This is a genomic window from Methanosarcina sp. A14, from assembly GCF_001729375.1.
GTDB classification, from domain to species: Archaea; Halobacteriota; Methanosarcinia; order Methanosarcinales; family Methanosarcinaceae; genus Methanosarcina; species Methanosarcina barkeri.
Genome location: NZ_LZPK01000045.1, coordinates 1 through 11877 on the forward strand (window position 1 = coordinate 1; position 11877 = coordinate 11877).

General features: G+C 37.0%; 10 protein-coding genes. 8 read left to right on the forward strand and 2 right to left on the reverse strand.

The genetic code is table 11. From position 1 onward, the window contains the following. Positions 1 to 138 precede the first annotated feature (138 nt). Both A9239_RS03070 and A9239_RS03075 read right to left on the reverse strand, forming a co-directional pair. Positions 139 to 2829 carry a hypothetical protein gene (locus tag A9239_RS03070; RefSeq protein ID WP_048155235.1) on the reverse strand — a complete coding sequence of 897 codons (2691 nt, stop codon included), beginning with the start codon at positions 2827 to 2829 and terminating at the stop codon, positions 139 to 141. A 935-nt stretch (positions 2830 to 3764) separates the two neighbouring features. After that, complete coding sequence (locus tag A9239_RS03075) at positions 3765 to 3995, reverse strand: hypothetical protein (protein WP_048155232.1); 231 nt, start codon at positions 3993 to 3995, stop codon at positions 3765 to 3767. Between the two features lie 199 nt (positions 3996 to 4194). On the opposite strand from A9239_RS03075, the gene A9239_RS03080 reads away from it, so the two are divergent. The 8 genes from A9239_RS03080 (at position 4195) to A9239_RS03115 (ending at position 11832) form a co-directional block, all read left to right on the forward strand. After that, entirely contained in the window at positions 4195 to 4656 is a 462-nt protein-coding gene (locus A9239_RS03080; protein WP_141706355.1) for a hypothetical protein, read from the forward strand. A 969-nt stretch (positions 4657 to 5625) separates the two neighbouring features. Then, a complete protein-coding gene (gene trmY, locus A9239_RS03085) occupies positions 5626 to 6261 on the forward strand; it encodes a tRNA (pseudouridine(54)-N(1))-methyltransferase TrmY (protein WP_048118293.1) in 636 nt (211 codons plus the stop codon). A 133-nt stretch (positions 6262 to 6394) separates the two neighbouring features. Continuing rightward, a complete protein-coding gene (locus tag A9239_RS03090) occupies positions 6395 to 7690 on the forward strand; it encodes a tRNA pseudouridine(54/55) synthase Pus10 (protein ID WP_048118296.1) in 1296 nt (431 codons plus the stop codon). Between the two features lie 148 nt (positions 7691 to 7838). Continuing rightward, entirely contained in the window at positions 7839 to 8132 is a 294-nt protein-coding gene (locus A9239_RS03095) for a 50S ribosomal protein L21e (protein WP_048118299.1), read from the forward strand. Positions 8133 to 8682: 550 nt separating this feature from the next. Further along, complete coding sequence (locus A9239_RS03100) at positions 8683 to 9036, forward strand: RNA polymerase Rpb4 family protein (RefSeq protein ID WP_048118301.1); 354 nt, start codon at positions 8683 to 8685, stop codon at positions 9034 to 9036. Positions 9037 to 9378: 342 nt separating this feature from the next. Next, positions 9379 to 10101 (forward strand): DUF655 domain-containing protein, encoded by a 723-nt coding sequence (locus A9239_RS03105; RefSeq protein WP_048118303.1) that lies wholly within the window; start codon positions 9379 to 9381, stop codon positions 10099 to 10101. A 198-nt stretch (positions 10102 to 10299) separates the two neighbouring features. Continuing rightward, a complete protein-coding gene (gene rsmA / locus A9239_RS03110; RefSeq protein ID WP_230669100.1) occupies positions 10300 to 11178 on the forward strand; it encodes a 16S rRNA (adenine(1518)-N(6)/adenine(1519)-N(6))-dimethyltransferase RsmA in 879 nt (292 codons plus the stop codon). Between the two features lie 45 nt (positions 11179 to 11223). Beyond that, positions 11224 to 11832: a HemK2/MTQ2 family protein methyltransferase gene (locus A9239_RS03115; protein WP_048155225.1), complete on the forward strand. Its 609-nt coding sequence runs from the start codon at positions 11224 to 11226 to the stop codon at positions 11830 to 11832. Positions 11833 to 11877 lie beyond the last annotated feature (45 nt).

Genomic DNA, 11877 nt, shown 5'->3' on the forward strand with positions numbered 1-11877 from the left:
TTAAAGTCCAAAGTCAAGGAAATAAAGAGAGAGACAGTTTAATATGAAGTTATAAAACAAATATTAATCTAGGTATAAAAAGCTGGGAATTAGCTCTAAGCTATTAAAATTATCTTTCAGAGGTTCTTAACCCCTGAATTACATATTCCAAATTTCATTTAATGATTCTAGTGTATCCAAAAATTCATTAACAAAAACTTCTTGTGTACTCTTATTGAGTCTTGATCTTCTTTTGGTAAAATACAAGCTATCTAGACAAGAAGAGAAAGAGTTTTTGAGTTTATTTTTTAATTCTTTATCATGATGAAGGAAAATACTTAACTGTTTGAAAGAATCAATGCCATTCTCTTCCAAACATTTGTAAATAGAAACTCTTAAGTCTTCATCCTTTAAGAAACTATTATATTTACTAAATTCTTTTTGTACTACTGGTGACATGAAGTCAAAAATAGTAAGCTGCTCAATTATATCTACAAGATTTACAGTATTATCAAAAGTAGAGATAACTGTCTTTTCAGCATCTGAAAGATAATCTGAAGCAAGTGTTGCAATTTTTTTTGCAATATCTAAATTTGTTGATGTAACATTGCAAGTTTTTTCTATTTTTTCATTCATTATTCCAAAACTATACTTTGAAGGACTAATTCTCAACACTATAAAACCTATATCTTCCCACTTCTTAGTAGGATCTTTTTCATTCTCTGCTTTCAATAACTTCTCAATGTCTTTATTTATCCTATCAACAAAAGTAGTAAATGAAATTTTTTTATCAAGTATACCAATTCTAGTAGATGCAGAGTATTTCTCAAAATCATATATTGGAGTGCTTGAATCAAAAAGCAGTGAAATTCCAAATTTTGATTTAAAAGATTCAACTATATCAGTATCATAACTTCTAGTTGAAGTTCCTTTTTTCCTTTTTTCGCATTTATTACTTCTAACTGAAAGTTTATCCACTATATTATCTAGAAACCTTCCTTTTGCAGGTTTTGAAGTAAGAATCAAGTATACAGAAAAAAGTCCTGCATCAACCGCTTTATCTAAAGTATTTATATTTACTTTTGTTAGAACTTTTGTAAATGCAATTTTGAGAGAACGATATTTTTGTTCATGGTCTATTCTGTCTGAAAGTTCTTTAATCATTTTTTGGGTTATTATTTGACTCGACTCATACCATTCCCCTCTAGATAAACCCAATTTAAAATATTGATATGTCTTCTTACTTCCTTGGTCGATTTCAATCTTTTCTTTCATCTGGGAAGGCGTTTCACCTTGATCAAAGATATTGGAGAGTAAAAACTGTTCGTTTCCTTCTCCTTTTTGTTTACGTAAATCGTGATAGGCCATCAAAACATATACGGCTTCATCATTTCTTGATGCGATCTTGCATACTTCGTCCCTGAAATTAATATCCTGATTTAAAATAATTGCCACTAACGCATCTACATAGGCATCTTTGAAATTTACATTTAAAGATTGGTGTAGTTCTTTGCAGAAAACATTTAAAAAATTGTTTTCAAAAGTATCCTCAAAACTTATATTCTCAACAATTTCCTCATCATTTAATTGAATTTCCAAAAATATATTTTCATTATGAAGTTTCTCTCGATAGTTTATTAGGAACTTACGTATACGGATGTATAATGAAACATTGTTTGTTATTAAAGTTAGATTAAAAAACTGAGTCTTAGCGAGAATTTTTTGTAGAATATTTCCGGTTAAAACATCCTTATCAAAATTTAGCTTTTTTAATTTTAACAATATCTCAGCTAGTGGATGTAATTTGTTATTATCAACTTTGATTTGTTCCCAAATATTTTCAGTTTTTCTACTTTCTTCGTAATATGACACAAAAAGATTCATTAAAACTTCATCAAAGAAGGCTCTTTCACATACTGAGTTAATAATAGAGCTTTTAATGGTTCTATCATCTGAGCCTTTCAATTTAATAACAGGAGTTTTTCCCACATTGTCTATTATATCTTTTAGTTCATCCAAACCAAAGAAAGCAACCACAGTTTTTAATTTATTACATTCCAAATGCCATTTTTCTCTATACTTTTCCATTTCATTTATTTCTCTATAGGCTGGAATTGTTCTTTTAAATACTGTTATCGAATCTTGGAAGGAATTCGCAAATTCTCGAAAAACCTCTTGTTTCTTTTTATTTTCAGAGTCAATAGAACACAGATCAGTAGAATAAGGTTTGTCTTTTAATTGTCTTATACTACTAGTATCATTTTCTAGAGCATTAATATTAGTTGTAAAACTTTCTTGAGTTAGTTTCAATTTTGTTTTAGATTTTTGTCTAGAGATATATACTGAAAGAAAAATTGCAACGATATATAATAAAACTAGTAGTAAGTTAATTAGCATGTTGGAAACTTTGCTATTTATAGGAAAACTATTCCCAAGTAAGTAGGTATGATTTCCTCCAAAAACATCAGTATTTAAGCCACGTATTCCTAAAAAAAATACTGACACGATAAACAAAAAGCTAACTAATGCAACATTTTTAAGTAATTGGTTATAAAAATGATCTATACAATTGTTAAAAATTTTTTTACCAGAATCAATAATATTTCTACTGGAGTTTAAACATTTAGTAATTTTAGTTACTACTTCATTTCTGTAAGTATTCAATTCGTTGCTATAGATACTTAATCCGTTGGCATAATCTTTATGTTTCGATTGAATTGATTTATCTAAGGTTTCTAACTTAGTTCCGTTTTCACTCAAATTTATTTTTAAATTTTTTAATTCATCTTCAAGTGGGTTAATTATATGCTTTTCAAATTCAGAATCTAAATCACTGGAGCCGTTTACCATTAAAACCAGATCTTATTAAATATTAGAATTAGAGTATATATTGTCTGTTTTAATTTTCACAGTAGATTAACATTTTCATTTGAGTAAATATTAACTAAAAATAAAGTATATAAAAAGCTGAATATAATTTAACAATGTATTTTTATATATGACCAATTAAGAACCGAAAAATAGCACTGTTTATATTTTACAATAGGTTATACTTTTCGAGTTTTATTTGAAGAAAATTATGAATAAAGAATTATTTTACAGGGATTTTTAAAAAATGGTGTGCATTATTTACACAAAACTGCATTGCATTTTTTAGAGTTACCTATAACCCCAAAATTTAGTGTGATGGATGGAATTCGAACCCCTGAACTCCTTTAAAGCTAGATCTTAAGTCTTCACAGTTGGCTAAAATAGACATTGCTTCGTGAATAATCTTCAGAAGCTACTGCAACATTGCTCAACCTCTTCCTGCTCAGCTTAATCTTCCATATCATAGATATACTCCAGCCAGTGTAATTATTCCAGGTATATCTCAAAAATCGCTTTTGGCTGATACCGTTATATTTTTGCTATGACAGGCTATTACTTTACTTTATTAGGAATAAGATAAAGAAAATCTTAACCATAAAGGTCCGAGATTTGTTAAACTGTAATCGATTTTGTGGCTCTGGCCAGTTCGAGTCAACTAAGGTTAAAACTATCTTTACTATAGTTGATGGCTTCAGGTTTTACCTCGATGTGACAACATTGTCCCTTCAGCAATCCTCTGGCTCAGGGATATTGTCTTAGGATTTGTTCAAGCATATCCTTAAAACCCAGTAGCGTCGATCTACGTAACGTACAGTAGGGATTGGCCAGCTCCTCAAGTATTCCGGCTCCAGTAGAGATTCAAGCCCGGGCTAGTTGTTGGTATATTTGTGCATATCCCGATGCCTAGAAATATGTCACATCGCTTGATTTTCCATTAACTCTTTCAATAAATTTTCGAAACGCTGCTTTCCATCTTCAATTGTTTTTATACGCATATCATAAACATCATCAATGATATTCGGACCAAGTATTTTTTGTGCTTTTAGCTTTTCTCTTTTAATCTTTTCGATTCTTTTTTCATACGCCGCAATATTCGACTTAAGGAACTCGATTTTATCTCCATGTATACTGTTTATATCTACCACTCTATAATCCTCTATGAAGTTATTTTTATATGTTTGTTAGATTAAGCAGTGTAATCTTATGAAAAGTTTTTTATTTTAGTCAATATTTTAGTCAAACATCTCGTTAGCATACTGTGGCGATGAAAAACGTCAAATATACCTGAAGTGTTATTAAAATAAAATAAGAATGTTTAATATATATCGAAGCATAGCCATTTCTATGGCTCTATCTGATATATTATATAATGAAATTTTAAGAATGCGGGACAAAAGAATAGCTGAAGAAGATCGTGTGCTGACAGCTCAAATTTTAGTAAACAAAGTTCTGTTGGGATTTATTAACGACTGGAGGTCTTATTCAACAGCTGATCAAATCTATTTCAATGACGACGCTCAGTATATTATGTTTATAGCCGATGATAAAAGACTTGAGTATCATGTAGACCAATTCGTCTTCGTTGCGAATGAAATTAGTTCTATTGGCATATTACCCGATGAAGTGTCTAACAAATTAGTAGAGTTCACAGCCCGAATGCGACCTATGATAAAGTGGTCTAACATTGTTAGCCACGATGCTTGGGGTAGGGAATATCCAGATAGCCTTCCAAATCAGTTTGATCTTCTATTTACTGACATCCTTGATATGTTCCGAAATATAAACGAATACTGTGGCACTGTTTAAGTTTGCGCTTGGTCGGTTGCTGGGGTATTTAGCATGCCCAAATATTCCAATCACTAATAGAGATTTAAGCCGGCTCAGCTTCAGTCATTATCTAGCTTGTCCACGATGTCGTTTCATATATCGTTCACATTTTTCGAAATTATCACTTGTACAATAGTCTTTCTTCTCCTCTACTGATGGGTAGTATCTTACACAAAAAGCTGTACAAAATTTTTTGATTTCTTCGGGCTGTATAACCTTTAATCCAGATTCTGTCATAATTCCAACGGGTTTAGTTGGTCTTTGGTAATGATTACATGACATATATTAACATCTCTTGTTATTCTTACATTAAGTCGTTTGCAGCTTGAAAGCATCAAGTAATCACGCCAATTCAATTAGCAAAAGAGTCAGCAACTTACGATTATTTAACACTTATAGCATAAAATGAATAAAAAAGCGTAATTCTGATGCCGAGCCAATACTCTATAAGTTGTTTACCATTCTATATAAAATTTTCTGGTGTGTTGATTTTCATTGAGTAGAGCTACCAGTTTCAGGATATTTGAGTATCCTAAAACTGGAGAGAATAACTTCTATTAGATAGCAAGTTATGAAGCAACTTAGACTGCAAAACCGTAATTAGATAAAGTAACACAATGATTGTCAGCATACACTATATGATTTCCCCCCACTCTACCATTTCCGGGGTTAATATATATTACATCGTCAGTTACGTTAAGTTCCCAACCTGCAAAATTGACAAATCCGGTTACTTTGATTTATTAATCTATCGTTTTTATGTTGAAAATCACATGGTTGTCGTCTTTTTTAATTACTTTGAAGCCAGAACCATTCTCGATTCTTTTAATTGATAAAAACCTTCACTTTGTAAACAAATTCGCTAATATAAGGTTTGGAACCAAAAAACCTTTTTTCCCAAAAAAGTTTACGTACATCTTTTATACCTCTTGCGTAAATATAGTGCCCATGCGCGATATCGTTATTATAGGGCATAAAGCATATACAAGCGGCGACTTTACTTTAAATGATCTTCCAGGTTCTGCGGGAAGAATGGATATTCTTTGCCGCTGCGTGAGTTCTGCCCTTTTTCTCTCTTTCGGAATGCGCAGGGACGTAAATGTACACCTGCTCCTTCTGGGAGAACCTGATCCCGGAAAAATCATCAGGTTTGAAGGACTGCACCTTAGATACCTTAACCCGGACGAGCGGAGCAGCGGTTCACTTATCCAGAAAGCCCTGCAGAAGGACGCAAGCGAACAGGATATTCGTTCCACTCCAGGTGTCTGGATTCGTAGAGGAGATCTCGATTCCCTGCTCTCGAAATTTGAGGGTCGCACTCTGCTCTACCTGAGAGAAGACGGAGAGGATATCAGGGCAATTGCAAATGAAATCCGTGACCCGGTCTTCATCCTTGGAGACCATTTAGGAGTTACCGAAGAGGAGGAAGCACAGCTCTTTAAGGCAGGGGCGAAAATTATCTCGGTAGGTCCTCTTTCCCTCCATTCTAATCACTGCATAACCCTTATACATAATGAATTGGACAGGGCTGAGGCTGAAAGGGGAGAATTCCCCGGAGAAGCTGACAGCAGGGTCGAAGATTGAGTGGTAACATATTAAATGATGACCAGAAGCATTAAGAGATGATAAGAAGCTTTTACCCTTTACTTATCCTTTAATTTTATCACTCATTCCCAGGTCTATTTCCCAAACAAAGAGCGTAAGAAAGTGAAAGAAAATGGATGTACTCGAAATTTCAAAAAAGATTCTGCATGAAGGCCCGATATGTGACCACTGTCTGGGCCGTCAGTTTGCAAAATTATCCACAGGCCTGAGCAACAGAGAACGGGGGCAGGCCCTGAAACTCGCCCTTGTCCTTGAAGGGGACCGGATCTACAAAACTGAAAATGATGATTCCCTTCTCAAAGAACTTGCTCCTTGCAGTGTATTTGCGAGAAAGGCTCTCGGAATAGAGGGTGAAGATGAACAGTGCTGGGTCTGCCTTGACCAGTTTAAAAAGCTGGATGAATGGGCCGATAAAGCTGTAAAAGCCCTTGAAGGACTCGAATATTCTACATTTCTTGTAGGTACAAAGGTCAGCGGGCTTCTGAGTGAAAACGAGGAGATGCTCTGGGCTGAGGCTGGGACTGCATATGCCGAACAGCTTAAGACCGAGCTAAACAGGGAAGTTGGCAAGCGGATAGCCGAAAAAGTCCAGAAAGACGTGGATTTTGAAAACCCTGATATTACAATTACTCTTGACCTCGCAAAAAACAAGCTTGATCTCCAGCTCCGCTCGGTATATCTTCTAGGGCGCTACCGCAAACTTATCAGGGGAATTCCCCAGACGCGCTGGCCTTGCAGGAAATGCAAGGGCAAAGGATGTGAACGCTGCAATTTTACAGGAAAACAGTATCAGGAATCCGTAGATGAACTTATAAAAGGGCCTGTAGTTAAGGCTTTCCAGGCAGTTGATACGGCTTTTCATGGCTCTGGCAGGGAAGATATCGATGCCCTGATGCTGGGAAGCGGCAGGCCTTTTGTAGTAGAAGCAAAATCCCCTGTAAAGCGAAGCACAGACCTTGAAGAGCTTATGCGAAATATTAACGAGGAAGCTGCCGGAAAAGTTGAGGTAAGAGAGTTTTCTTTCACCGGAAAGAATATGATTGAGACCTTGAAAAGCTCAAAGGCGGATAAAACTTATAAGCTTAAAGTTACATTTAAAGAGCCTGTTTCGGAGGAAAAGCTTAAATCCAGCCTTGAGGCTTTGAGTGGCATAGAGATCTCACAGCAGACTCCAAGGCGGGTAGTTCACAGGCGGGCCGACCTTGTCAGGAAAAGGCATGTGCATGGCATCAAGCTCGACGAACTGACAGACGAAGGTTACGCTTACATAACAGTAAACTGCGAAGGCGGGCTGTATGTAAAAGAGCTTGTTTCCGGAGATGAGGGCAGGACAAACCCAAGTCTGAGCGGACTTTTAGGGATTCCTGCGCTTGTGGAAGATCTTGATGTGGTCAACGTCGATATTTAAACTCAATCTGAATCAGATTTATTTAATATGTAGAGTCAGGAAAATACTGCCTGACTGAACGTCTTATTTAAATAATATCCATCTTATCTAGAGAAAAACTGTATATACTATAGACTAATTAATCGAGCATTCTAAGGAGGAACATGCGATGACAAACTCCCACGGCGAAAAACGCTGCACAAGGTACAAATTACAGAAGACAGTTCGTGAAAGAGGGATTTCCCCTGTAAGCAAGGCAATTCAGGAATTCGAAGAAGGGCAAATGGTCCATATTGACATTGACCCAAGCATTCAGAAAGGCATGCCTAATCCAAAATTCCAGGGTTCTACCGGAAAGATTCTCGGACAGCGCGGTCGTTCGTACATTCTTGAAGTCCGCAGCGGAAATGCGATGAAGGAAGTTATCTCTCTCCCTCAGCACCTTAAACCGCAGAAGTATTAATATATATTCCAGGCAGTTAGGTTGTAAAACCTAACTCATTTTACCTGAGTTTACAGTATGCAGGCTTTTGCCGTAGGCTCGGGCTCATGTCAGGGTTTTCGGTAACTTGTAATAAGATAAGGATCTGTAATTAAATGTAAAAAACCCAGTGTCCCCTGGAAAACTGCTTAAAAGAGGTGGGGGACTTAAAGAAAACTGATTTTAAAAAATTGGTCCTTTATTCCTACATGGTGATTTATTATCTCGAGATGTGAATATCTATAATTATATATCGTTTGTCAGACATATACCTGATCCAGATCAGGAAAAGATTATTCGGAACAATTTTAGATTATTAAATAAGATCGAATTTCGTGCATAACGGTAATCTGAAGAGTGCCTATCTATGAGAAAAGGTAAGCAATCTCGGGGCCAATTCAGATTTCCGGATATTTACAGGCAGAAATTTACTTGCCGGGAACTCCTGGAGAATTGAAGAGTGATTTGAAGAGATTACTCAGCAGGGAATGGCAGATTGTTACAACTTTTAAGTCGAAAAGAGTGTATTCCAATGATAGTTAAGGAAGTCCTCAGTGAAGATTTATTGACCTTGGCCGAAGTCAGAGAACTACTTACCAGGATCGCCGAAGAGCGCAGAGAGAAGGGACTTGAAGTCGGATATGGATTTAGAAAAGCTCTTCGCCATGCTGAACAATTCTCAAAGATCAGTGGAGAAAAATCAAGAGAACTGGTTAACAGGCTGTTAGAACTCGAAAAAATGAAGCCTTCAATTGCGATCAGGATCGCAGATATTCTGCCTCAATCCAGGGATGAAATCCGATCAATCTACGCTAAAGAAAAATATACCCTGAGCAATGAAGAACTTGATCAAATTCTCGATTACGTGTTGGAAACGATTGAATAAAACTTAAATGCAAAGGGAATAACCTATATAGAAGTTTTCATCTTCTTATTTATAAGGGAAGTATCCGAAACTTAGAGTACTTTAAAGTGTCAGGGAATACCTGACCCGAATTCAAACACAGAGGACTCTTTGGGTTATTGAATATAGAGTCCGGGGATGCTGGTTACAGGGTAGTTTAAAGTTTTACAGGACACATAGAACACCAGAAATTTGTGAATTGTCGACAGTCGATTAATGAATAGGTTCCAAACCGAATGGACGCGAGTTGGGCATATCAGGAGAAGATATGTCCTGAACACAGATTTCCTTGGGATTTCATATCAATTGATAGGATGGGTGCTGATGAGAGTAGATAAGTCGCAATCAGGTAGATCGTACGCTGGCAGATCAGCTGCTGAAAAACCTTCTTATGGCGGCAGGCGTCCGACAGGCAAACCGCAATTCGAGAGACGATCAGAAAGAGCTCCGCGCTCATCCAGAAAGTCCTTGGAAAGCTCACAGGAGAGAGAAGAGTATGCATGGGTTCTTGACTATCTTCCATATGGAAAATCAGTTGACGGCACTTCTGCATACCAGAAAAAACCTCTTGTCCAGGCTGTGGGAGATAAAAAATTCACTCTTATGGAGCTTGTTCCCAAAAACGGTGTGGTTCCTCAGATTCAGTCAAGAGTTTATATAGGATCGGGAGACCGGGATGAAATCGACCACGTAAAGCAGAGAATCGGACACCTGGATCTTACGACAGGAGCGAATCTCGAACTGCCTTTTATCCTTGAGGCTTGTGTGAGGTATCAGGAAGCACATTTTGTAAAGTTTTTCAACGATGCGCATTCCATAACTACCCGCCTGCACATGCTTGACCTCCTTCCCGGGATAGGAAAAAAACTCATGTGGTCTATAATCGATGAGCGCAAAAAAGGAGACTTCAAGAGTTTTCAGGATATCCGGGAAAGAATTCCAAGCCTGCATGACCCGGCTAAAGTCCTTGCCCACAGGATTGAAGAGGAACTCAAGGATGATTTCATCAAGTACAGACTGTTCACAGCTCCACCGCGCCGACAGTAAGCCGAGTGAGATGACCTCTCTCGGATCTATTTTTTCAGTATGGCTCTTAAGGTTAACTTTTTCAGTTTTTGATTTTCATCATTTAAATTATAGTAATTCCATTATTGATCCAGATACCATTATTGATCCAGATACCATTATTGACCAAATGTTGACCAAAGATTCCGTGTTAGATCAAAGTACTTAATTTACTTAGCAATGTACTCTATTTATTACTCGATTTATTCAGGAGGTTTCAGTCTGGTTCGTTCTCTTCTTAAAAAATATAATATAAAAGGAGGCACTTTTGATCAGCATTTTCTGGTCGATGCAGGCTATCTAGACAGAATAGTAGCTGCTGCTGAGCTTGGACCTGAGGATGTAGTTCTTGAAATCGGTGCAGGTATCGGAAACCTGACTGAAAGACTTGCAAAAAAAGCAAAAAAGGTAATTGCAATTGAACTCGACCCTGTCCTTGTCAGAGTTCTCCATGACCGTTTCGATAAAGTCGAAAATATTGAGATTATTGCAGGAGATGCACTGAAAGTCGAGTTCCCGGAATTCAATAAGGTCGTCTCAAACCTTCCTTATTCCATCTCATCTGAGATAACTTTCAAGCTTCTTCGCCATAACTTCAAACTTGGCATTCTCATGTACCAGTATGAGTTTGCAGCCCGGATGGTCTCCTTACCCAATTGTAAGGATTATTCACGTTTAACAGTCGATACCTGCTATTTTGCTGATGCTTCTATATTGATGAAGGTTCCAAAAAGTGCTTTCCAGCCGGCACCGGAAGTTGATTCGGCAGTTATCAGACTCGTTCCCCGCCCTGCGCCTTTCGAAGTCAAAAACCAGGCCTTTTTCATGGATTTTGTATCTGCAGTCTTCAGCCAGCGACGGAAAAAACTGAAAAATGCGATTCTGAACATGAACCATGTACTCAAAATTCCCAGCATCAAAGAGGTTATTGCCCGGCTGCCTGAGGATATAATAAGCAAACGCGCTGAAAACTTGACTCCTGAAGAGCTTGCACAGGTTGCAAATCAAATAATTGATTTAAAAAAGTCATTTTTTGAAAATGAATTAAATGAGCAATAAAAAGCTTAGGGCAATATAACTAAAAAAATAAAGAACTCGAAAATTATGGTTGAAATCGAATACAGAAAAGCTCGGATTAAGCTCGGGGACACGGACCTTGTCTATGAGCCTGCAGAAGATTCTTTTTTACTTGCCGACGCAGTCCTTAAAGAGGCAAAGCCAGGCATGCGCATTCTTGAAATCGGAACAGGATCGGGTTTTGTATCTGCTGTACTTCTTGCAAACCTGAAAAGGATTTGTCTGGTCGCTACGGAAATTAACCCCCATGCCGCTCGCTGTGCAAAAGTAAATGGCGTGGAGGTTATTCGTACTGATCTTTTTAGAGGAATAAAGTCCAAAAATCCTGATATTCTTTTTGACCTTATTCTCTTTAATCCGCCCTATCTCCCGACTTCTGAGGAAGAAAAGGTTCCTGGCTGGCTGAATTATGCTTTTGATGGTGGAATTAGCGGAAGAGACACTCTTAACATGTTCCTAGATGAAATAAGAAATTATCTCAAGCCAGAAGGAGAAATTCTTGTGCTTATCTCTTCTATTACAGGGCTGGATGCCGTTAAGGAGAAAATGATAGATATGGGGTTTGTGGTTGATGTTGTGGCAAGAAAAAAGGTTTCTTTTGAGGAGTTAATGGTTGTTAGAGGAAAACTTTTGTGAACGAGTTTATCTCAAAACTAATATTATCTTGAAATTATACTATTC

Bases quoted from the DNA above. Each gene is read 5' to 3' on its own strand.
- A9239_RS03080 (WP_141706355.1), top strand. From the start codon at position 4,195: ATGGCTCTATCTGATATATTATATAATGAAATTTTAAGAATGCGGGAC.
- A9239_RS03115 (WP_048155225.1), top strand. From the start codon at position 11,224: ATGGTTGAAATCGAATACAGAAAAGCTCGGATTAAGCTCGGGGACACG.
- rsmA (WP_230669100.1), top strand. From the start codon at position 10,300: ATGTACTCTATTTATTACTCGATTTATTCAGGAGGTTTCAGTCTGGTT.
- A9239_RS03105 (WP_048118303.1), top strand. From the start codon at position 9,379: ATGAGAGTAGATAAGTCGCAATCAGGTAGATCGTACGCTGGCAGATCA.
- A9239_RS03090 (WP_048118296.1), top strand. From the start codon at position 6,395: ATGGATGTACTCGAAATTTCAAAAAAGATTCTGCATGAAGGCCCGATA.
- A9239_RS03070 (WP_048155235.1), bottom strand. From the start codon at position 2,829: ATGGTAAACGGCTCCAGTGATTTAGATTCTGAATTTGAAAAGCATATA.
- trmY (WP_048118293.1), top strand. From the start codon at position 5,626: ATGCGCGATATCGTTATTATAGGGCATAAAGCATATACAAGCGGCGAC.
- A9239_RS03095 (WP_048118299.1), top strand. From the start codon at position 7,839: ATGACAAACTCCCACGGCGAAAAACGCTGCACAAGGTACAAATTACAG.
- A9239_RS03100 (WP_048118301.1), top strand. From the start codon at position 8,683: ATGATAGTTAAGGAAGTCCTCAGTGAAGATTTATTGACCTTGGCCGAA.